This window comes from Hymenobacter lucidus (assembly GCF_020447265.1).
Taxonomy (GTDB): domain Bacteria; phylum Bacteroidota; class Bacteroidia; order Cytophagales; family Hymenobacteraceae; genus Hymenobacter; species Hymenobacter lucidus.
On sequence record NZ_JAJADR010000002.1, the window covers coordinates 592,518 to 613,718 of the forward strand.

Sequence of the window (21,201 nt, forward strand, 5' to 3'; positions counted from 1 at the left end):
CCGAATCTAATCCACGTTGTCGTGCAGGAAGCGGTTGTCGCCTAGCAGCTCGTTGTCGTCTGAGAGGTTGAAGCGCGAGATATTCCGCTCGCTCGATGGCACCACGTTTTCCAGCTTCACCTGCCGCCGCAGATACGCGGGCGTCTCTAGCTGGTCCTTAATAACATCGTTGGTCAGCCCGTTGCTCAGGCCTTCCAAGCGGCGGCGGCGCTCCTCAGCGCGGGCATCCAGCGACGGACGAGCCGGTTGCTGTACCGGGGCAGCCTGTTGAATGACTACGGGCTCCGGGGCCGGCGTCGATGGCGCGGCTACCGGCGGTACGTAGCCCGTGTAGGGCGACGTTTCGAGGTCGAAGGTAACCTTGGGCGGCTCCGGGGCAGCAGCTACCGGCGCCGGGGTGCTGAAAGTCGGCACAAACGGCGCGGCGGGAGCTTCCTGCCGGTCTTTGTCGAAAATGTTGATCTGCGGATCGGGCGCCGCAACCGGCTCTGGCTCCGACTTATCCAGCCCGTAGGCCATGCTTATGTTGTGCGCGTCGCGGGCAAAGCCGGTGGCAATAACCGTCACGCGGATGCTCTGACCCAGCGTGGAGTCGATACCGTGGCCGAAGATAACCTCGGCGTCCTGACCAGCCTTGTTCTGGATGTACTCCGTAATTTCGGTCAGCTCATCCATTTCCAGCTCGGCTTGGTCGCCCGACATGATGGAGAGCAGAATTTTCTGGGCCCCGTGAATGTCGGTGTTGTTCAGCAGCGGTGACGACAAGGCCTCCTCCGCCGAGCGACGGGCGCGGTTTTCGCCTTCGGTGATGCTGCTGCCCATTACGGCCGCGCCCGAGTCTTTCATCACCGTTTTCACGTCTTCAAAGTCCACGTTGACTTCGCTCGTTACCGTGATAATTTCGGCAATCGACTTGGCGGCGGTGCTCAACACGTTATCAGCTTTGGCGAAGGCGGCCCGAATCGGCAGGTTACCGAAGATTTCGCGCAGCTTATCGTTAAGAATCACCAGCACCGTGTCGCAGTTGTCGCTGAGCTCCTTAATGCCCTGCTCGGCCTGCTGACGCTTTTTCTTGCCCTCGAACAGGAACGGCGCCGTGACAATGCCCACCGTGAGAATGCCCAGCTCCTTAGCTACTTTGGCAATAACCGGAGCCGCGCCCGTGCCCGTACCACCGCCCATACCGGCCGTGATAAACACCATCTTGGTGCCGTTGCTGAGCAATTCGCGGATCTGTTCCCGGCTTTCGATGGCGGCCTGCTTGCCCCGCTCGGGGTTGGCGCCGGCCCCGAGGCCTTCGGTCAGGTCCACGCCAATCTGCAGCTTGTTGGGCACGGTGCTGCTGTGCAGTGCCTGCTTGTCGGTGTTGCAAATCACGAATTCCACATCCTTTATGCCTTGGCTGAACATGTGGTTCACGGCATTGGAACCGCCCCCACCGACGCCAATCACCTTGATGATGGAGTTGGATTGCGCTGGAATATCAAATTTATACATGAGTCGTCTGCTTCAATTAACAGTTATCATCTATCATTTATCACTCAACTATTCTGCGCTTACAGGCTTTTCGCCAGGCGGAAGGGTCAACTGATAATTGTTAAATGGTAAATGATTTAGTACTGCTTATCGTCGAAATCATCAATCAACAGCCCTTTGGTGCGGCTGATGATGTCCTGGAAGAACTTACCGGCTCCCGATGCCTTCTTCGGCGGCGCGGGCTGGGCGGGCGTGGGCTGCGGCGCTACCGGAGCAGCGGCCCGCACCTCCGGTACCGGACGATACGTGTTTTCCTCTTCTTCGTACGAACGGCTGATGCGCTCATCAATCGAGCGGTAGCCCGACAGCACGAGGCCGACGGTAGTTGCATACATCGGCGACTTCACTGCCTCAATCTTGCTCTTGCCCAGGTGCTCGTTGGGGTAGCCAATGCGCGTATCAAGGCCCGTAACGTACTCCGTGAGCTGCACCAGGTTCTGGAGCTGCGAGCCGCCACCGGTCAGCACGATGCCGGCGGCCAGCTTATCGCCGTGGCCCGTGCGCTGAATCTCGGCGTACACCAGCTCGATGATTTCTTCCATCCGGGCCTCGATGATGTGGGCCAGATTCTTGAGCGAAATTTCCTTGGGAGCCCGGTCGCGCAGGCCAGGGATGCTCACGATTTCGTAGTCGGAAGCTTCCTCGGCAATGGCTTTACCGAATTTCACCTTCAGCTGCTCGGCCTGGTTCTGCATTACGGCGCAGCCCTGCTTGATGTCGCTGGTCACGATGTTGCCGCCGAAGGGCAATACCGCGGCATGCCGAATAATACCATCCTTGAAAATGGCCAGGTCGGTGGTACCGCCCCCGATGTCAATCAGGGCTACACCGGCTTCCTTTTCCTCGTCACTCAGCACCGACATGCTCGACGAGAGCGGCTCCAGAATCAGGTTATCTATTTCCAGGCCTGCCTTGGTGACGCACTTGTTGATGTTGTTAATGGCCGTGCTCTGGGCCGTGATGATATGAAAGTTGCCTTCCAGGCGCACGCCCGACATGCCCACGGGGTCCATAATGCCTTCCTCGTAATCCACCTTGTAGTCCTGGGGCATTACGTGGATGATTTCGGAGCCGGGTGGGGTTACCAGCCGGTACATATCGTTGGTCAGCCGATTTACATCGTCGACGGTAATCTCAGTTTCGGCCGAATTGCGGGTGATGCTGCCGTTGTGCTGCAGGCTCTTGATGTGCTGGCCGGCAATGCCCACATTCACGACGCCAATATTGATTCCGGACTGTTCTTCGGCCTGCCGAATTGCTTTCCGGATAGCATCCACCGTCTTGTCGATATTCGACACGATACCGCGCACCACACCTTCCGACACGGCTTTGCCCATGCCGAGAATTTCGAGTTTGCCGAACTCGTTTTTACGCCCTACCAGGGCGCATATTTTGGTGGTGCCGATGTCGAGGCCGACTACAATCTTATCGTTTTGCATGGGGAGAAAGGACGAGTGGGGTGCGGTTGGTGCTATGTGTTTCTGATGCAAAAAACGCCGTTTCCGGGCGTTTACGCAAGGATTCCTTATTCACAGATGATCTGGTCTTTGAACTCAACGTTGACACGGTGGTACGTGTCCCAGCCCAGGACCGGAGGAATTTGACGGTAAAATACCATCAGTTTCGCAAATTTTTCCGAAATATTCTCCGGAAAGCCAAATTCTATTCGTTGGTCGCCTACCTGTTGAGTAAAGGAAACCTTGCCATTGGGGCCGATAAATACCTCGGCTACCTGGGCTCGCCAGAACGGGTGTTCATCAATATAGCGCAAAAACTCAAGATACTGACGCCCGGTGGAATCTTGGAAAAAGCCAGCTTGGAGCGGCCCACCACCCAGCCGGGAAATGGGCACCACGCGGGCAGTGAACAACGACGAGAGCGGCAGTTTCTTGCCCTCAGCATCGAGGTAACTATCCTGGCGGGTATCGGCGTGGATGAGACGGGCAATGGGCCGGTTCTGGCGCACGTCGGCGTGCAGGTTGCCGGCCAGGTCGCGGTACACTTGGGCCTCGCGCACGAAGCTGTGGGCCTTGAGGCGTGCTTCCAGCGCCTTGAGGTCGAGGTCATCGGGGTGGGCGCCTTCCAGGCGCTGGCCGCCGTTGCGGGTGAGCAGGGCCGTTACTTCCCGCTCACTGATGAAGTAGTTGTTGAATTCGTTGCCGATGGTCACGATGACGCTGCCCACGGGTCGGCTGGCCTGCCGGACCCCGGCAAACACCGCCAACGCCGAGAGCAGCACAAGGCACCCGGTAGCGAAAATCAGATTATTGGCCTTACGCTTCAACTCCATTCCAGCGAATATCTAAAATATTCCTTAGCCGGGGAACAAGCTGGTCAATATCTCCAGCGCCGACGGTGGCTAATACGTCGAAATTCTCGTCTATGGCCGCCGAGGCCAGGACTTGTTCTTTGGTCTGCAACGACTTTTGGGGCGCCGTTATTTGGGACAAAATCAATTCGGAGGTCACGCCTTCCAGCGGCTGCTCCCGGGCCGGGTAAATAGCCAGCATCACCACCTCATCGGCCAGGCTCAGGCTTTCGGCAAAGCCGGGGGCAAAGTCGCGGGTGCGGGTGAAGAGGTGGGGCTGAAACACGACCCGCAGCCGCTTGCCGGGGTAGAGGGCCCGTAACGAGCGAAGGAAGGCTTCTATTTCACGCGGGTGGTGGGCATAGTCGTCCACGTATACCTTCTCCCCCGCTGTTATGATGAATTCGAATCGGCGTTTTACGCCTCGATACGCCGCTACGGCACTTTTCAACTGCTCCTGCCCTACGAGTTGTAGCTGAGCAACCACGCAGGCGGCCAGCATGTTTTCCACATTGTGGTAGCCGGGCACGGCCAGTTGCAACTGCGGCACGTCGCCGAGCGGGCCGTGCAGGTCGAAGCGGAACTGGTGGCCCTGGGCGGTGATGTGGTCGGCGTAGAGCTCCGGGCCCTGCTCGGGTGAGAGGCCGTAACGAATCACCCGCACGCCTTCGGCTACGGCAGCCGCAATGCTCTGGTCGGCAGTGTGATTGAGAATGAGCGTACCGCCGGGCTTGATCTGGGCCACAAACTGCCGGAACGACTCGACCAGCGCCTCTTTGTTGCCATAGATGTCGAGGTGGTCGGCATCAGTGCTCGTGACGATGGCAATATCGGGGTGCAGAGTCAGGAAGCTCCGGTCGTACTCATCGGCTTCGACGACTACCGGTGCATTCGGGTCGCCGGGCTGGGCCAGCAGCAGGTTGGAGCCCAGGTTGACGGCAATACCGCCCAGAAAAGCCGAGCAGTTGACGCCCGCGTGGTGCAGCAGGTGGGCTACCATGCTACTGGTCGTGGTTTTGCCGTGGGTGCCGGCTACGGCAATGGTGTAGTGGCCGGCCGTGAGCAAGCCCAGCACCTGACTGCGCTTGCGGATGTCGTAGCCCTGCTCCCGCAGCCAGGCCCATTCCTGGTGGTCTTTGGGAATGGCGGGCGTGAGGACTACCAACGTCTGGGCGCGGTTGTCACGCACTTCAGCCGGAATGCTGGTTACCGCGTCGTCGTAGTGAATCCGGATGCCTTCGGAAGTCAGAGCTTCAGTCAGGGGCGTCACGGTTTTGTCGTAGCCGCTCACGCGGTGACCGTTGGCCTGAAACCAGCGCGCCAGGGCCGACATGCCAATGCCACCGATACCCAGAAAATAGACGTTCGGAAATGCGGCTACGGGATTCATACGCGGGCTACAAGGGCTAAAAGTTCATCCACGATGGTTTCGGTGGCGTGCGGAAACGCCAGCGGGCTGAGGTTGCGGCTCAGTTCGAGTTGCTGGTCAGGATTGCTAAGCAGGCGCAGGGCTTCGTCGTAAAGCTGGACTGGAGCCTCAGCGTCGGTTACCAGCAGCGCGGCTTTCTTGCTGACCAGGGCCATAGCGTTTTTGGTTTGGTGGTCTTCGGCCACGTTGGGCGAAGGCACCAAGATGCTAGGCTTGCCAGTGAGGCACAGCTCCGACACCGACAACGCCCCGGCGCGGCTGATAACCACATCGGCGGCGGCGTAAGCTAGGTCCATGCGCTGCACAAACTCCAGGGCCTGGAGGTGGTCGGCGGCGAAAGGCTGAATCTGGCCGGCGGCCTGGGGGTAGTAGAGCTTGCCGGTTTGCCAGAGCAGCTGAATGCCGGCCTCGCGCAGGCGGGGCAGCGCGGCAGCCGTGGCCTCATTCAGGGTGCGGGCCCCGAGGCTGCCGCCGATGACGAGCAGCGTCTTTTTCTCGGGCGAGAGGCCGAAGAACTGCAGGGCCTCTGCCCGGCTGCCGCTGGTAATTTCGGTGCGCACGGGGTTGCCGGTCAGCACGAGCTTATCGGTGGGAAAGAACTTCTCCATTCCGTCGTAGGCCACGCAAATCCGGTCGACGCGGCGGCTGAGCAGCTTGTTGACCAGACCCGCGTAGGAATTCTGCTCCTGAATCAGACTAGGAATATTACGCGAAGTGGCAGCCAGCAGCACCGGCGCCGAGGCATAGCCGCCCACGCCCACTACGGCATCGGGCTTGAACTCTTCGAGCAGCTTGCCGGCCTTGCGCACCGAGCGGAACACCTTCATCGGAAACAGCAGATTCTGGGGCGTGAGGCGGCGCTGCAGGCCGGCAATGTCGAGGCCCACAATCTGGTAGCCAGCTTCGGGCACGCGCGTCATTTCCATGCGGCCGTGGGCGCCCACAAACAGGATTTCGGCATCGGGCTGGCGGCGGCGCAGCTCGTTGGCAATGGCCACGGCCGGAAATATATGCCCGCCCGTGCCCCCACCGCTGATAATCACGCGGTAAGGCCGGGGGGGCTGAGAAGAGGCGCTATAGAGGGTCGTTTTGGGCACTGGTAGTGAAACTGTGAAAGGTGAAGTTGTGAAGAGCGAAATGGCAGGTTATGGATTAACAATTTCACCTTTCACAATTCCACGCTTGATTTAAGCGTAAGCGGTTTTCTTCGGGATGCGGATGGTATCCTCCGGCTCGCCGGTCATGGGCCGTATTTCCCGCTCCCCGCGGCTCACGCTGAGGATAATGCCGATGCTGATACCGGTGAAAATCAGGGAGGTGCCGCCCATGCTCAGCAGTGGCAGCGGCAGGCCGGTAATCGGGCCCAGGCCCACGGCCACGCCCATGTTGACCATGGCCTGCAAGACCAAACTAAACGCCAGGCCCGCCGAGAGCAGCCCGCCGAAAGCCCCGTAGCTATTCATCACCGTTTTCAGCCCCCGATAGAGAAAGGCCAGGTACAGGAACAGCACGAAAGCCCCGCCGGCCAGGCCGTATTCCTCGATGATAACGGCGTAGATGAAGTCGGAATACGGGTGGGGCAGGATGTTACGCTCGGTGCTCTGGCCGGGGCCTTTGCCCGTGATGCCGCCGGTGGCAATGGCAATGTAGCTGTGCTCGAGCTGGAAAGGCACCGGCTTGGTTTTGTCGGTGAAGTTTTCAATGCGCGACTGTACCGTTTTGAAACGCTGCCCCGAGGCCAGCCCGATGCCGCCTACCACGGCTCCGATGGCCACCATGACGGCCATTTGCTTGAGCGGCACGCGGCCAATGAACATGAGCAACAGGCAGGTAGCAAACAGCAGCAACGCCGTGGAGGCATTGGTCAGGATGATCAGGCCGCAGATGATACCCACCCAGATCATTACGGGCAAGAGCGTGGTTTTGAACTCATTGACGTGCTGCTGCCGGCGGCTGAGCATGCTGGCCAGATGCGAAATCAACGCCAGCTTGGCTAAGTCAGAGGGCTGAAAGGTCTGGTTGACAACCGGAATGGTGAGCCAGCGCGAGGCCTCGTTGATGTTGGAACCCATGAAGAAGGTAAACAGCAGCAGCGGCACCGAAATCAGCAGGGCGTAGAGCGACAGGCGCGAGTAGTAGCGGTAGTCGATGCGGTGGGCCAGCCACATGAAGAACAGGCCCACGAAAATCAGGCTGGTGTGCTTGAAGAGGAAGTATTCGGTGTTGCCGCTCATCTTCTTGTACGCCAGCGTGCCCGTAGCCGAGTACACCACCGCAATGCTGATCAGCGAAAACAGAATCACAATGGCCCACAGAATCGGGTCACCTTTCAGATTCCGCTGCAGCCAGGTTTTGATCGGGTCCATGTGATAAGTTAATGAGGGTGAGCAGGTATGAGGGCAGGAGGTAGCGGTATGAATGAGTAAGGAGAAGGACAAACTTCTACCCTCCCACCCGCATACCCTCATTACCGAAGTCGGCAACCGCTGCTGCAAACTGCCGGCCGCGGTCTTCGTAGTTTTTGAACAGGTCGAAGGAGGCGCAGCAGGGAGAGAGCAGCACTACGTCGCCGGGGGCGGCTAGCTCGGCGCCGCGGCGCACGGCGGTAGCCATGCTTTGCGTTTCTTCGAGGTGGGGCACAATGCTGCCGAAGCTGGCTTTGAGCTTTTCATTGTCGATGCCAAGACAGATTAGAGCCTTTACCCGGCTTTTGGCCAGGGGCAGCAGGCTGGTGTAGTCGTTGCCTTTGTCGGTGCCGCCGGCAATCCAGATAATGGGCTGACGGATTCCGTCGAGGGCATACCAGGCCGCTTCCACGTTGGTAGCCTTCGAGTCATTGATGAAGGTTGCGCCGTTGATTTCGCCCACGGGCTGCAGGCGGTGGTCGGCGTTGCGGAACGTAGCCAGGCCGCTTTCAATCTGCTGCTCCGACAAGCCCGCTACCCGGGCGCACAGCACGGCGGCCAGCGTGTTCTGGCGGTTGTGCTGCCCGATGAGGGGCGAGCCGGCCGTGCTGATTTCCATGCTCCGCCCTTCCATACCGGGGGCCAGGTTGGTACAGAGCCGGTTTTCGGCGGTGTAGTAGCCGGCCAGGTGATAGTCGGGGCGGTGGTGCAGGCTGAAGGGCAGCAGGTTGGCCTCGCTGAACACGGAGGTAAACTCCTGCTGAATCACCGCGTCGTCGGCGTTGTAGATGAAATAGCCGCTGCTGTCCAGGTTGCGGGCAATGCGCAGCTTGGCGTGGGCGTATTTCTCCAGCGAATAGTCGTACCGGTCGAGGTGGTCGGGCGTGATGTTGAGCAGCACCGACACCCAGGGCCGGAAGTCGTAAGTATCATCGAGCTGAAAGCTACTGAGCTCCAGCACGTAGTAGTCGAATTTATCGTCGATAACCTGCTCGGCGAGGCTGTAGCCCACGTTGCCGGCCAGGCCCACGCTCAGGCCCGCTTCCTTCAGCAGGTGGTAGGTGAGCAGCGTGGTGGTGGTTTTGCCGTTGGTGCCCGTAATGCACACGCACTTGGCCTGGGTGTAGCGCCCGGCCAGCTCGATTTCGGAAATGACCGGAATCTGCTTGTCGCGCAGGGCCTGAATGACCGCAGCCTTTTCCGGAATGCCGGGGCTTTTCACGACTTCATCGGCCGTCAGAATCTCTTCCAGCGTGTGGCTGCCTTCCTCGAAGCGGATACCGGCCGCCGTCAGCTTCTCCTTATATAAAGGCTGAATCGGGCTCTGGTCCGAAACGAAGACGGTGTGGCCTTTAGCCTGCGCCAGTAGCGCGGCCCCTACTCCACTTTCCGCAGCGCCGAGAATGACGATTTTCTTAGACATGGTATGTGAGAACTCAGAAGTCAGAGCTTAGAGCTCAGATAGAAGAAAGAGTGCCGTCCCAAAAGTCTAAGGTATAAGCTCTGACTTCTGAGTTTTAAAGGTTAGCGCAGCTTGAGCGTGACGAGCGTGAAGATGGCCAGCATGATGCCCACAATCCAGAAGCGCGACACGATTTTGGATTCGTGGTAGCCTAGCTTCTGGTAGTGGTGGTGCAAAGGCGACATGCGCAGCAGGCGGCGGCCCTCGCCGTACTTGCGTTTGGTGTACTTAAACCAGCCCACCTGCACCATCACCGAGAGGTTTTCAATCAGAAATACGCCGCAGAGCACCGGAATCAGCAGCTCCTTGCGGATGATGAGGGCCAGCACGGCAATGATACCGCCAATGGCCAACGAGCCGGTGTCGCCCATGAAAACCTGGGCCGGGTAGCTGTTGTACCACAAAAAGCCGATGCAGGCACCCACGAAGGCCGTACAGAAGATTACCAGCTCCCCGGAGTTGGGAATAAACATAATATCCAGGTAATCAGCCAGCAACGCGTTGCCGCTAACGAAAGCCAGGATAGCCAGCGTAACGCCGATGATGGCCGACGTACCGGCCGCCAGCCCGTCGAGGCCGTCGGTGATGTTGGCCCCGTTGCTCACGGCCGTGATAATCAGAATCACGATGGGAATGTAGAGGAAGCTGTAGAGGCCGTTGAAAAACGGGCCGGCGTAGGCAAACAGGTTGCCGTAGTTGAGCTCGTTGTTTTTGGCGAAGGGAATGGTCGTAATCATCAGCTTCACGTCCTGGTACACGGTGCTGGCGTCCACGGCCGAGAGCTGGCCGTTGGGCAGCAGATACTGGCGCACGGTCACGTCCTTGCTGAAAAACAGCACCCAGCCCACCGTAATGCCCAGCCCGATCTGGCCCAGCACCTTGAAGCGCCCACTAAGGCCCTCCTTGTTTTTCTGGAACACCTTGATGTAGTCGTCCAAGAAGCCGATGAGGCCCAGCCACACGGTGCTGAGCAGCATGAGCACGATGTAGATATTATCGAGCTTGGCAAATAGCAGCACCGGCACCAGAATGGCCAGCAGAATAATCAGGCCGCCCATGGTGGGAGTGCCTTTTTTGGCCATCTGTCCTTCCAAGCCCAAATCCCGGATACTTTCGCCTACCTGCTTCATCTGCAGCACCCGAATAAGGCGGGCGCCGAAGAGCTGGGCAATGATGAGCGAGGTAATAACGGCCATGGCCGCCCGAAACGAGATAAACTGGAACACGCCCGCGCCTGGCAGGTTGTAGTGCTTGTCGAGAAAGTCAAAAAGGTAATAAAGCATTGGCGCGGGGGTCAGCGGGTCTTCGGTGGAGTTATTCCAAGCTGCAAAGGTTTGGCTTTTTTGGGGTTGGGCAACTGTTGCGTTTTTGCAGATTTTCTAGTAGTCGTCATGTTTCGGCGGCGCTTAGCATGACGTGTTTTTTCATTTTCCCAGCAAGTCAAACATTTCCTGGAGCACTTGCTTGTCGTCAAAATCATTCTTGACGCCTTTGATTTCCTGGTAGTTTTCGTGGCCTTTGCCGGCTACCAGCACAATGTCGCCGGGCTGGGCCAGGGCCACGGCCGTTTTGATGGCTTCGCGCCGGTCGGCAATGGTCAGGACTTTGCCCAGATCGGCGGGCTGCACGCCGGCCTGCATCTGCTGCAGAATGTCGTTGGGGTCTTCGAAGCGCGGGTTGTCGGAGGTGAGTACCACGCGGCTGGAGCCTTTGCAGGCCAGGTTGGCCATAATGGGGCGCTTGGCCGCGTCGCGGTTGCCGCCGCAGCCCACCACCGTAATTACCTGCTGGCTGGGCTGGCGAATATCGGCAATGGTGTCGAGCACGTTTTCCAGCGCGTCGGGCGTGTGGGCGTAGTCTACGATTCCGGTAATGCGCGTCTTCTCGGCCAGAATGGGCTCGAAGCGGCCGGGTGCCGAGGTCAGGCCCGACAGCGTGGTCAGCACTTCCATCGGCTCCTCGCCCAGCAGCACCGCCGCCCCGTACACGGCCAGCAGGTTGTAGGCGTTGAACACGCCAATCAGCCGGAACTGCACGTCGCGGCCGTCCACATCGAGGTGCAGACCGTGCACGGCGTTTTCAATGAGCCGCGCCCGATACGTGGCCGGGCCGCGCAGGGAGTAGGTTTCGCGGCGGGCGGCGGTGTTTTGCAGCATCACCGGGCCGCGCTTGTCGTCGGCGTTGGTAAGGGCAAACGCCTGTTTGCCGAGGCCGTCGAAAAAGCCCTTTTTGGCCTTCAGGTAGTTATCGAAGGTGCCGTGATAGTCGAGGTGGTCGTGGGTGAGGTTAGTAAACACACCGCCCGCAAACTGCAAGCCCGTAATGCGGTGCTGCACCACCGCGTGCGAGCTGACCTCCATAAAGGTGTGGGTGCAGCCGGCAGCCACCATCTGGGCTAGCAACTCGTTCAGCCGGATGGCATCGGGCGTGGTGTGGGTGGCCGGAATTACCTGCTCGTCAATCTGGTTCTGCACCGTGCTCAGCAGCCCTACGTGGTAGCCCAGCTCCCGGAACAGCTTGTGTAGTACCGTGGCGCAAGTGGTTTTACCGTTGGTACCCGTAATGCCCACCAGTTTGAGCTGCCGCGACGGATGCCCGTAAAACGCCGCCGCCATATAAGCCATAGCCTCGGCGCTGTCGGCCACCTGTATATATGTAGTGTCGGCAGCAGTTTCGGCGGGCAGCTCCTCGCACACGATTACCGACGCGCCCTGCTCCACCGCCTTCGGAATGAACTGGTGGCCGTCGGTCTGGGCGCCGCGCAGCGCGAAGAAGATAGTACCCGGCCGGGCCTGGCGCGAATCCAAGGTGAGGCCCGCTACCGTAACGTCGGCGGGACCAGCCTGGGCGCGCACGGCCACGCCGCTGAGCAAAGAGGAAAGCAAATGGTTATCGGCGTTGGTCAAGCAAGTGGGGCGGCCGGCAAGCCGCTTTTTCGGGATGTTTCGATTCTGTGTTTTGGCGGTCGAAGCCGGTCAGCCTACGCGGTGCTAGGCCTTGGGTTTACCGGCCTCGGCTCGTTTGGCAGCCTGCTGGCTGATGCGGTACTGCTCCAGGCGTTTGGCTTTCAGGGCCTTGATGCGCTTGGCCTCGTCCTGGTCGACGGCGGTAATAAGCTTGTTCTCCGTGAGCAGAGTGGGCGCCGGGGCGGGCAGCGCCTTAGGCGCGTCCCCCGACTTACTGCCAATGGGGACCAGCTCCAGCGTGACAACGGAGCCGCGCCGGATACCGCTGCCCGCCGCAATGGACTGCTGCCGCACGCGGCCGGTGCCCAGGGCTTTCACGCGTAGGCCCCGGTTTTCGAGCAAAAACAAGGCGTCGCGCAGGGTCAGGCCGGTTACGTCGGGTACCCGGCCGGGGCGCACGGCTACGGGTTTCCAGTCTACGGCATTCACGTTGGAGTCGGCGCGGTCGGCCCGCACCCAGTCGTCGCCGGAGGCCTGCGAATGGTTGCTCACGCCCAGCTTCTGGCACACCAGCGTCAGTTCATCCTGTAGGCCAGCCCGCACATACGGCACTTTCGATTTATTAGAAGGCGCCCGGGCCAGCAAGGGGCGCTGACTGGCCATGTCGCGGGCCATAGCCTTGTCGGCCACTTCCCGGAAAATCGGGGCAGCTACCTGGGCTCCCGACCAATTGGCGCCCTTCGGCGAATCGACCACGACGATGCAGCTGTACTTGGGATTATCGGCCGGAAAGTAGCCGCAGAAGCTGGTGGAGTACTGCTTGGTATACTGGCCGTTTTTGAACTTCCAGGCCGTGCCGGTTTTGCCCGCAATGGTGTAGTCGGGCGTTTGGATGGCGCGGGCGGTGCCAGCCAGCACCACGCCTTCCAGCATTTCGCGCAGCTTGGCCACCGTTTCCTCCGAGCAGATTCGCTCGTTCAGCACCTTGGTTTCGAACCTCTCCAGCACCTTGTCAGCCTGCTTGATTTCCTTGACAATCATGGGCTGCACCTTCACGCCGTTATTGGCAATGGCGTTGTAGAAGGCCAGCGTCTGGAGTGGGGCCAACTTCAGCTCGTAGCCGATACACATGGTACTCAGTGAGGTACGGCTCCACGAGCGGTCCGTGGGGTCTTTAATATAAGGCCGGGCCTCACCTGCCATCTGGAAGCCCAGCGGCTTGTCGAGCCCGAACTTCTTGAGGTAGTCGGTGTACTTGCTGGGATTGGGCGAGAAATGGTCGTTGATGAGCTTGGCCACCCCGATGTTGGAGGAATTCTCAATCACCTGCTTCACCGACAGGCGGCCGTAGGCGTGGGTGTCGGTTTTCACGGCCCCAGCAATGCGCATCGAGCCGGTGCGGCCGGTATTCACCGTGTCGTCGAGCGACAAATCCTTGTTGTCTTCCAGCAAGGCCATCATTGAGGCCAGCTTGAAGGTCGAGCCCGGCTCGGTGCGGCCCTGGTCGGCAATGGCGTAGTTGTAGTCTTCGCGGTACACGCCGTCGGCCACTTTGCCCAGGTTGGCCACGGCCTTGATTTCGCCAGTCTGCACTTCCATCAGAATCACGCAGCCGTACTGGGCGCTGTTGTCGACCAGCGACTTGTAAAGCGCATTTTCGGCCACGTCCTGCAGGTTGATGTCGAGCGTGGTTTTCACGTCATAGCCGGGCTGGGGCTTTACTTCGGTGCCGTCGTAGATGGGCTTGTTGCCGCCGGGCAGACGCTCAAACAGCGCCTCGCCGTCTTTGCCGGCCAGGTGGCGGTTGTAGGTAAACTCCAGGCCCGCGCCGTTTTTATCCTCGTTCAGGAAGCCGATGGTGCGCTGGGCCAGGCCACCAAAGGGCCGGAACCGCTTGTCGACCTTCTCGAACAGCACACCGCCTTTGTTTTTGCCCGCCCGGAAAATGGGCCACTGGGCCAGCATCTTCTTTTCCTGGTAGTTGATCTGCCGCGAATTCAGCCGCAGGTAGCGCACCTGGGCTTTCGAGTTCTTGGCGTTCTTCAGCTTGCGCCGGTATTCCTCGGGGCTCCGGTCGCCAAAAAAGCGCGACAGCAGCAACGACAGCGAATCGACGCCACTATCGAAGGTTTTCCGATCAACCACGCTCGGGTCCCAGGCCACCCGGAAAAAGGGCAGCGAGGTGGCCATAATGCTTTCGTTATCGGAATAGATGTTGCCGCGGGTGGCAAACACCGGCTGGTACACGATGCGCCGCTCCTGTTCCAGGGCGCGCCACCGGTCGCCTTCTTTAAACTGAATGCGCGACACTTTCCACATAATGGCGGCCGAAAACAGGCAGACGCCCAGAAACGCCAGCCGTACGCGGGTAACAATGGATTTCTTAACGCTTCCTTTCATGGCTCTGACTGGAAGGTTTGGTGGTTTTTTTGGCTGCTGGCTTCTTTGCCACCGGCTTTTTAGTCGTAGGCTTTTTAGCGGCCGACCGGGCGGCTGTTGGTTTCCGGGTAGTTTTTTTCGGGGTCGAAGGGCGCGCGGCCGTGGCGTGGCTGGTCGAGCTATGACCCGACGCTACCATGCGGGCCGGGCGGGCGGGCTTCACCGAATCGGCCAAGGCCAGGGAGTCGGCAGCCGACAGCGCTGCTAGAGAATCGGCAGTCAGCACGGGCATGGCTTCCAGCTCGGCCTCATCGAGGCGGCCGGCGGGCACGGTGATGCGGAACGGCGGCGATGAGCTTTCGACCAGGCCGTAAGCCGCCACTTTACGGGCCACTTCGCTTTGCTTGCTGGCCTCCATGTAGTCCGATTTCAGGGTGGTGTAGTCGGCCCGCAAATCCTCGGTTTCCAGCTTCAGCTTCTGAATACTGCGGTTCATGCGGTAGCCCCAGTGGGTGTTACCGATGTAAACCAGCGTCAGAAACATCACAAACAGCACGTGCGGCAGGTACTGCACGGGCAGACCTTCGCGAAAAATGCTATCCACGCTGGTGAGGCGGTCGAGCAGCGTGAATACGCTCCAGGTACTGCGCGGGGCAGCCTTTTCGCGCTTGGGAGGTCGTGGCGCGGGCGCAGGTTCGGGTTCGGCCGCCACGGGCGTGGGCTCGGGCACCACTGGTGGCGGTGCTACCTCCCGGGGCACGTTGGCCCGGGGCGGCGTATTAGCGACGGGTTTGAGGGTATTGGTAGCCAAAATCTCGGGAGAGGAAAAGGAGGTTGGCGTTTTTGCTTAGAAAGTCAACAGCACTGAAGCGGCGGCGCGGGGCGAAAACCCGGCCAGTTTCCGGTTCATTCGTCGCGGCGCACCGCGATGCGCAGCTTGGCCGAGCGGGCCCGGCTGTTCAGGGCTACCTCTTCGGCAGTAGCTTCCACGGGTTTGCGCGTGAGCACCTCGAAGGGCGTATTGGTATGGCCGAACAAGTCTTTTTCGGCCTCGCCGAAGAATTTGCCCTTAGCCATAAAGTTCTTTACTAGCCGGTCCTCCAGGGAGTGGTACGACATAACCACCAGTCGGCCGCCGGGACGCAGCACCTGAGCCGTTTGCAGTAGCATTTCCTGCAGGGCGGCCATTTCATCGTTCACCTCGATGCGCAGCGCCTGAAAAACCTGGGCCAGGTACTTGTTTTCCTTGCCCCGGGGCATGCAGGGGGCCATGGCTTTTTTCAGCGCCCCAATCGTGTCGATTGCCTGCCCGCGGCGAGCGGCTACCAGGGTTTTGGCCAGCGTGCGGGCGTTGGTTACCTCGCCGTACATGCCAAAGATGCGGTGCAGCTCGGCCTCGGCGTAGTCGTTCACAATGTCGCCGGCCGTACGCTCCCCTTCGGGGTCCATGCGCATGTCCAGCGGGCCGTCGAAGCGGGTGCTGAAGCCGCGCTCGGGCGTATCAAACTGGTGCGACGACACACCCAAATCGGCCAGCAGCCCATCGACGGGCAACACGCCGCGTTGCTCCAGCTCGGCGTGCAGGTCGCGGAAATTGGCCCGGATAAAGGTGAACTGGGGCCGGGCCAGGCGGGCCGCTTCCTGTTCGGCATCGGCATCCTGGTCGAAGCTGTAGAGGTGGCCGGAACTTAGGCGCTCCAGCATGCGGGCCGAGTGGCCACCGCCGCCGAAGGTTACGTCCACGTAGCGGCCGTCGGGGCGCAGGTCGAGGGCTTCGAGGCACTCGGCCAGCATCACGGGGCGGTGGTAGTCGGTATCGTTCTGGTAGTCGGGGCTCATGCGGCAAGGGGGCCGCTGGCGGGCGGTACGTCGGTGGATAAAAATTTCTGGGCCAGCTTCGAGAAGCTCTGCTGATCTTTGATGAGGAACTCGTCGTACTTTTCGGGGTCCCAGATTTCGCAGCGGTTGCCGAGGCCCACGATAATGGCTTCCTTCTCGATGCCAGAGTAGCGCAGCATAGTGCGGGGCAGCATGAAGCGGCCGATGTTGTCGAGCTCTACTTCCGTCATGCCGCGGAAGAAGTTGCGCTGAAACTGCCGGTACTCCTCATTGAACTCATCCAGCGCCATAACCTTGTCGTGAATCACGCGCCACGATTCGCGCGGATACAAAACCAGGCAAGGCTCAAACCCGCGCACCAGCACGAGCTGGTTGCCGGAGGCTTCCGGTAGGTTGGCCTTCACCTTGGCGGGCAGTACCAGGCGCCCTTTCGGGTCCAGCTTGCACTCATATTCGCCGGAGAGAAGGTTCATTGCTGCCAGTGGTGCCGACCAGGCGTGGGAATGGGATAATAGCAAAAGTACGCAATGCCCCGGAAAAGGCAACCACGATTTACCATTTTCTACCACTACGCAAAAACGGGCTTTAAAGCCGTTTAAGACAGTTTTTATTCTCCATACGTTAGCGTGGCAAGGCCAATCAATGCAGCAGGAAATGCGCTTTGCCATAATGGCAGTCCTGCTATCGGGCTGTTTCAGGGCGAGGTTTACCCGCCATCCAAGCCACTTTGCGGGTTATTCTATCTCCTGTGCTGCCGGCCTCTGAACCACGCTCTGGCGGCAGTGTTGTATCTTTGTAGACGTGAAACGCCCCCTGCTCCATCGGCTCTTCAGCGGCTTTATGGCTCTGCTCGTGCTCACCACTTCAGTGGGGCTCACGGTGCAGTCGCACACCTGCCGCAGCAGCGGGCGCAGCACGGCGGCTATTATCTTCAGCGCCCCCCAACACAAGTGTCCGCCCGCTTCATCGGCAGCAGCCTTGGCGGCTTCACACCAGTTGCCGGGCAAGGCCGAGCTAAAAAAATCCTGCTGCGAATTCGGGGCCCATTTCCACAAGCTAGAAGCTGCTTCGCATACTTCCGACCAAGCCAAGCTCCTGCCGCCCGTGCTGACGGCTTGGTCGCCGGCATCCGACTGGGGCTTATTTCAGCCGGGCCGGCTTGTAACACAGGGAGCAACCTGGCACGCCAGCGACTCTTCGCCGCCCTTGCGGGCAGGGCGGATGCTGCTGGTTTTCGTGGGTACCTGGCAGGTTTAGAATTTCTTCCGGCGCTACTCTGGTGGCGCAAGGCAACCCTTTACGGTTTTTCTCCGAGAAGAATTCTAACCTACTGATACTATGCAGCCTTTCTTAGGGCGACGCGCTTCCGTGGCACTTGGCTTGGTGCTAAGCAGCGGGGCGGCCTTTGCCCAAACCGATGCCATTCCGCCCGTGCAGGGCCAGGTTACCGATGCCAGTGCTACCTCGCCCCTGCCCGGCGCGGTGGTGCGCTGGCTGGAAGTAGCCAATGCGGGCACAACCACCGATGCCAGCGGCAAATTTACGCTGGTGCGGCCCGCCCGGGGAGCGGCCAGCCACCTTATTATCAACGCCCTGGGTTACAGGTCCGATACGCTCACCATCGGGGCCACCGACTATTCGTTTGTGCGGACCGCGCTGCGCCGCGCCGTGGAGCTGGGCGAGGTAAAGATTGAGGAACGGGCCCCGGCCTACTCTTCGCTCACGCCCACCAACACCCAAGTCATTACCAGCCGCGACCTAACCAAATCGGCCTGCTGCAACTTGGCCGAAAGCTTCGAAACTAACGCCGCCGTGGAGGTTTCGACCACCGATGCCGTATCCGGAGCCAAGCAGATTCAGCTGCTGGGCCTCGACGGGGCCTATTCGCTGCTGACCATCGACAACCTGCCGGCGCTGCGCGGCCTGTCTACCCCGTACCGGCTCAGCTATTTGTCAGGCACCTGGATTGAAGGCATCGACATCATCAAGGGCATGGGCTCGGTGGTGAATGGCTACGAAAGCATAGCGGGTCAAGTGAACGTGCGCCTGAAGGAGCCCGACAAAACTGAGCGGCTGCTCTTCAACGCCTACGGCAACGACTTGGGCAAATTCGACCTGAACCTGAACCTGGCTACACCGGTGAGCAAGAAGGTAAGTACGGCGCTGCTGCTGCACTCCGACCACCTCGGCCGCCGCGTCGACCGGAATAAGGATGGGTTTCTGGACTTACCGCTGGCCACGCAGTACAACCTGTTCAACAAGTGGAAGTACAAGTCGGGCAACGGCATCGTAAGTGAGCTGGGGCTGGGTGCATTGCGCGAAACCCGGCAGGGCGGGCAGGTCGATTTCCGCGAGGATCAGCCGGGCGGCTTTTACGGCACCACGCTGAGTACCAACCGCTACACCGGCTTTTCCAAGACATCGTACACCTGGCCCGGCCGGCCCTACCAAAGCCTGGGTCTGTTGCTCAGCGGCACTAGCCACGCCTTCGACTCGCGCTACGGGATCCGGAATTATGACGGCACCCAGCGCACTGGGTTGGCTACGCTGCTGTTTCAGAGCGTGCTAGGTACCACGGCCCATACCTACCGCCTGGGTGTGAGTTACCTGCACGACAACTACGAAGAGGTGTACCGCGACGGGTATATTTATCCGACGGAAACGGCGGCAGAACGTTATGCCCGGCAGCACCGCAACCGCTACGAGCGGGTGCCCGGCGCCTTTGCCGAGTATACCTACCAGAATGCACGCAACCTGACCGTAGTGGGTGGGCTGCGCTTCGACCACCACAACCTCTACGGCCCGGTACTTACGCCCCGCCTCAACGTGAAGTACGACGTGCTGGCCAACACGGTACTGCGCCTGGCCGCCGGCACCGGCTTCCGGACGGCCAACCCCATTACCGAAAACTCGGGCATGCTGGTCAGCTCCCGGGAGTTTCTGGTGGCTGACAACCTGCGGCCCGAGCGGGCCTGGAACGTGGGCGGCAGCTTTACGCAGTACTTTACCGTGGCGGGCCACCCGGCCACGTTCGTGGCCGACTACTACCATACGGAGTTTCAGAATCAGGTAATTGCCGATGCGTATTCAGCAGCCAACGCGCTGCAGATCGGCAATCTGGAGCCGGACGGCCGCTCTTTTTCGCGCAGCTTTCAGGCCGAAGTGCAGGTAGAGCCCCTGAAAGGCCTGCAGGCCAAGGCCGCCTATAAGTACCTCGACGTAGCCACCACTTACTCCGGCGAGCTGCTGCCCAAGGCCCTGACGCCCCGCCACCGGCTGTTTGCCAACCTGGGCTACGCTACGGCCTTCGATAAGTGGCGCGGCGACCTGACGGCGCAGTGGTTTGGCCAGCGCCCCCTAGCCCACACTCCCGGCGGCGCAGGTCACGAGCACGGCAGCGGCGCCACTACGCTCAACTACGGACCCCGCTATGCGCTGCTAAACGCCCAAGTAACGCGGGCCTTCAAGCGCTTGGAAGTGTATGTAGGAGTCGAGAACCTGACCAACTACCGGCAGCCCGACCCTATTGCAGGAGCTACGGCACCTTTCGGGCCCAACTTCGACGCCGCCATGGTGTGGGGCCCCACATATGGCCGCCTCACCTACGCAGGGCTGCGCTTCAAAATTGACTAACCGCGGGCAATTCTTCCGGCAAGCTCTTTGTTACTGGGGCACCGGGCCAGGAATTTTGGCGCATTTCTCTTTTCTGCTTCCCTCACTCATCTCATATGAAGACCTTCAAATCGATTCTGCTGACGGCCCTGGTGCTGCTCACCACCCAGCTCTCCTTTGCCCAAACGGCTCCTACTGCTAAAGTAAAAGCCAAGGGGCCGGCCACCGAGCAGCTCCAGATCAAGACCTCGGCCGTGTGTGATATGTGCAAAGCCCGTCTGGAAAAGGCTATGGCCTATGAAAAAGGCGTGCAGCAAGCCATCCTCGACGTGCCTAGCCAAGTGCTGACCATATCGTACCGCCCCGATAAAACGGCGCCCGCCACCCTGCGCACCGCCGTACAGCGCACCGGCTATGATGCTGATGAGCAAACCGCCGACGCCCGCGCCTACGACCGGCTGCCTGACTGCTGCAAGAAAACCAACAACGTGCATACGGATACCGGCCATTAAAGCCTGAATTGGCCCAGTAATGTGACTTAACAGAAGAGCCTGCTTCTCAAAGCAGGCTCTTCTGTTTTATGCTTCAGTAGAGTAGTGGCTTATTTAGCTCAGGCCTGGGCCCCTGGTGCCAGCTGCACGTCGAACTCCAGCACTGCGCTGAACGCCAGCGGCCGGGTGAGGCGGCGGCGGTTGGTGCCCGATATTTCTAGGGTAAAGGAGTCGGCGCGCAGGTATTCGAGAAGATTGGGGTGGCCCTGGGCTTCCATTACGATGCGAGTGGGATGTACGTGGCGGCTCGAAAAGGAGGCAATAGAAACCTTGCGCCCGTTGGCCGTCAGAAAGCAGTTGCCGCTTTCCAGCGCGGCTAGCGTGGGCGTGCCTCGCCCAATAGCGTGGTTCTGCTCGGGGTGCCATTCCAGCCGCACTGAGCGCAGAATAACGGCCACCACGCCGGGCCGCGTGAGGCTCGAGAGACAGGGCAGCGTATTGGGCAACGTAGTTTCGCACAGATAAATCAAATCCATGCTGGGGTCGATGCGCAGGTTGATAGCCCGGGTATTGAGCCCAAATGCGGAGCGGAGTGACTTGCGCAGGCCTTGATGGTTGGCAATGGTCAGTTCAACCCCCAGAACCACGGGCGGCAGGGCCGTACGGGAAGTAGTAAAACGCTTCATGAGTGATAGGTGTGGTAGCGGGAGTAATCATGCGCGGAAAAAGAACAAGCAGAACCATTCGAACAGAGGAAGGGCGCTATTCGGATTATAAGGTATCTAAACCCATTATAGTTAAGGCCTTAAAGTATAGCAACCCCTACTAAAAGTA

At 59.9% G+C, this 21,201-nt stretch carries 17 protein-coding genes; 3 read left to right on the forward strand and 14 right to left on the reverse strand.

Annotated elements, in window-relative coordinates:
- Positions 1-6: 6 nt before the first annotated feature.
- The 13 genes from ftsZ to mraZ all read right to left on the reverse strand — a co-directional run bounded on the left by ftsZ (position 7) and on the right by mraZ (position 16,737).
- Positions 7-1,497 carry a cell division protein FtsZ gene (gene ftsZ / locus LGH74_RS09275; protein WP_226174923.1) on the reverse strand — a complete coding sequence of 497 codons (1,491 nt, stop codon included), beginning with the start codon at positions 1,495-1,497 and terminating at the stop codon, positions 7-9.
- Positions 1,498-1,613: 116 nt separating this feature from the next.
- Positions 1,614-2,975 carry a cell division protein FtsA gene (ftsA, locus tag LGH74_RS09280; RefSeq protein WP_226174925.1) on the reverse strand — a complete coding sequence of 454 codons (1,362 nt, stop codon included), beginning with the start codon at positions 2,973-2,975 and terminating at the stop codon, positions 1,614-1,616.
- 86 nt (positions 2,976-3,061) lie between these two features.
- Complete coding sequence (locus tag LGH74_RS09285) at positions 3,062-3,826, reverse strand: cell division protein FtsQ/DivIB (protein ID WP_226174927.1); 765 nt, start codon at positions 3,824-3,826, stop codon at positions 3,062-3,064.
- A complete protein-coding gene (gene murC, locus LGH74_RS09290; RefSeq protein WP_226174936.1) occupies positions 3,810-5,234 on the reverse strand; it encodes a UDP-N-acetylmuramate--L-alanine ligase in 1,425 nt (474 codons plus the stop codon). Before murC ends, LGH74_RS09285 begins: the two co-directional genes overlap by 17 nt.
- Complete coding sequence (murG, locus tag LGH74_RS09295; RefSeq protein WP_226174939.1) at positions 5,231-6,370, reverse strand: undecaprenyldiphospho-muramoylpentapeptide beta-N-acetylglucosaminyltransferase; 1,140 nt, start codon at positions 6,368-6,370, stop codon at positions 5,231-5,233. The genes murC and murG overlap by 4 nt, the downstream gene beginning before the upstream one ends.
- Before the next feature lie 90 nt (positions 6,371-6,460).
- Positions 6,461-7,639 (reverse strand): FtsW/RodA/SpoVE family cell cycle protein, encoded by a 1,179-nt coding sequence (locus LGH74_RS09300; protein WP_226174941.1) that lies wholly within the window; start codon positions 7,637-7,639, stop codon positions 6,461-6,463.
- A 76-nt stretch (positions 7,640-7,715) separates the two neighbouring features.
- Positions 7,716-9,101 (reverse strand): UDP-N-acetylmuramoyl-L-alanine--D-glutamate ligase, encoded by a 1,386-nt coding sequence (murD, locus tag LGH74_RS09305; protein WP_226174950.1) that lies wholly within the window; start codon positions 9,099-9,101, stop codon positions 7,716-7,718.
- A gap of 101 nt (positions 9,102-9,202) precedes the next feature.
- The gene (mraY, locus tag LGH74_RS09310; protein WP_226174951.1) at positions 9,203-10,423 is read right to left on the reverse strand and encodes a phospho-N-acetylmuramoyl-pentapeptide-transferase; all 1,221 of its coding nucleotides are present in this window, start codon (positions 10,421-10,423) and stop codon (positions 9,203-9,205) included.
- A 141-nt stretch (positions 10,424-10,564) separates the two neighbouring features.
- On the reverse strand, positions 10,565-12,025 hold the full coding sequence (locus LGH74_RS09315) for a UDP-N-acetylmuramoyl-L-alanyl-D-glutamate--2,6-diaminopimelate ligase (protein WP_226174953.1): 1,461 nt from the start codon (positions 12,023-12,025) through the stop codon (positions 10,565-10,567).
- A 105-nt stretch (positions 12,026-12,130) separates the two neighbouring features.
- Complete coding sequence (locus LGH74_RS09320) at positions 12,131-14,446, reverse strand: penicillin-binding protein (RefSeq protein ID WP_226174955.1); 2,316 nt, start codon at positions 14,444-14,446, stop codon at positions 12,131-12,133.
- Positions 14,430-15,236 carry an FtsL-like putative cell division protein gene (locus LGH74_RS09325; RefSeq protein WP_226174957.1) on the reverse strand — a complete coding sequence of 269 codons (807 nt, stop codon included), beginning with the start codon at positions 15,234-15,236 and terminating at the stop codon, positions 14,430-14,432. The genes LGH74_RS09320 and LGH74_RS09325 overlap by 17 nt, the downstream gene beginning before the upstream one ends.
- A 95-nt stretch (positions 15,237-15,331) precedes the next feature.
- On the reverse strand, positions 15,332-16,264 hold the full coding sequence (gene rsmH / locus LGH74_RS09330) for a 16S rRNA (cytosine(1402)-N(4))-methyltransferase RsmH (RefSeq protein ID WP_226174967.1): 933 nt from the start codon (positions 16,262-16,264) through the stop codon (positions 15,332-15,334).
- The gene (gene mraZ / locus LGH74_RS09335) at positions 16,261-16,737 is read right to left on the reverse strand and encodes a division/cell wall cluster transcriptional repressor MraZ (protein ID WP_226174969.1); all 477 of its coding nucleotides are present in this window, start codon (positions 16,735-16,737) and stop codon (positions 16,261-16,263) included. The genes rsmH and mraZ overlap by 4 nt, the downstream gene beginning before the upstream one ends.
- 328 nt (positions 16,738-17,065) lie before the next feature.
- Between mraZ and LGH74_RS09340 the strand changes: the two genes are divergently transcribed.
- From LGH74_RS09340 to LGH74_RS09350, 3 genes are all read left to right on the forward strand, one after another.
- Positions 17,066-17,521 (forward strand): HYC_CC_PP family protein, encoded by a 456-nt coding sequence (locus LGH74_RS09340; protein WP_226174971.1) that lies wholly within the window; start codon positions 17,066-17,068, stop codon positions 17,519-17,521.
- A gap of 81 nt (positions 17,522-17,602) precedes the next feature.
- The gene (locus tag LGH74_RS09345; protein WP_226174973.1) at positions 17,603-19,897 is read left to right on the forward strand and encodes a TonB-dependent receptor; all 2,295 of its coding nucleotides are present in this window, start codon (positions 17,603-17,605) and stop codon (positions 19,895-19,897) included.
- A 95-nt stretch (positions 19,898-19,992) separates the two neighbouring features.
- Entirely contained in the window at positions 19,993-20,388 is a 396-nt protein-coding gene (locus LGH74_RS09350) for a heavy-metal-associated domain-containing protein (protein WP_226174975.1), read from the forward strand.
- A gap of 98 nt (positions 20,389-20,486) precedes the next feature.
- On the opposite strand, the gene LGH74_RS09355 is transcribed toward LGH74_RS09350, so the two are convergent.
- Positions 20,487-21,053 carry a hypothetical protein gene (locus LGH74_RS09355; RefSeq protein WP_226174982.1) on the reverse strand — a complete coding sequence of 189 codons (567 nt, stop codon included), beginning with the start codon at positions 21,051-21,053 and terminating at the stop codon, positions 20,487-20,489.
- Positions 21,054-21,201: the final 148 nt, after the last annotated feature.

Excerpts from the sequence above, each read along its gene's own strand:
- ftsZ (WP_226174923.1), bottom strand. The coding sequence starts at position 1,497 with ATGTATAAATTTGATATTCCAGCGCAATCCAACTCCATCATCAAGGTG.
- ftsA (WP_226174925.1), bottom strand. The coding sequence starts at position 2,975 with ATGCAAAACGATAAGATTGTAGTCGGCCTCGACATCGGCACCACCAAA.
- LGH74_RS09285 (WP_226174927.1), bottom strand. The coding sequence starts at position 3,826 with ATGGAGTTGAAGCGTAAGGCCAATAATCTGATTTTCGCTACCGGGTGC.
- murC (WP_226174936.1), bottom strand. The coding sequence starts at position 5,234 with ATGAATCCCGTAGCCGCATTTCCGAACGTCTATTTTCTGGGTATCGGT.
- LGH74_RS09300 (WP_226174941.1), bottom strand. The coding sequence starts at position 7,639 with ATGGACCCGATCAAAACCTGGCTGCAGCGGAATCTGAAAGGTGACCCG.
- murD (WP_226174950.1), bottom strand. The coding sequence starts at position 9,101 with ATGTCTAAGAAAATCGTCATTCTCGGCGCTGCGGAAAGTGGAGTAGGG.
- mraY (WP_226174951.1), bottom strand. The coding sequence starts at position 10,423 with ATGCTTTATTACCTTTTTGACTTTCTCGACAAGCACTACAACCTGCCA.
- LGH74_RS09320 (WP_226174955.1), bottom strand. The coding sequence starts at position 14,446 with ATGAAAGGAAGCGTTAAGAAATCCATTGTTACCCGCGTACGGCTGGCG.
- rsmH (WP_226174967.1), bottom strand. The coding sequence starts at position 16,264 with ATGAGCCCCGACTACCAGAACGATACCGACTACCACCGCCCCGTGATG.
- mraZ (WP_226174969.1), bottom strand. The coding sequence starts at position 16,737 with ATGAACCTTCTCTCCGGCGAATATGAGTGCAAGCTGGACCCGAAAGGG.
- LGH74_RS09345 (WP_226174973.1), top strand. The coding sequence starts at position 17,603 with ATGCAGCCTTTCTTAGGGCGACGCGCTTCCGTGGCACTTGGCTTGGTG.
- LGH74_RS09350 (WP_226174975.1), top strand. The coding sequence starts at position 19,993 with ATGAAGACCTTCAAATCGATTCTGCTGACGGCCCTGGTGCTGCTCACC.
- LGH74_RS09355 (WP_226174982.1), bottom strand. The coding sequence starts at position 21,053 with ATGAAGCGTTTTACTACTTCCCGTACGGCCCTGCCGCCCGTGGTTCTG.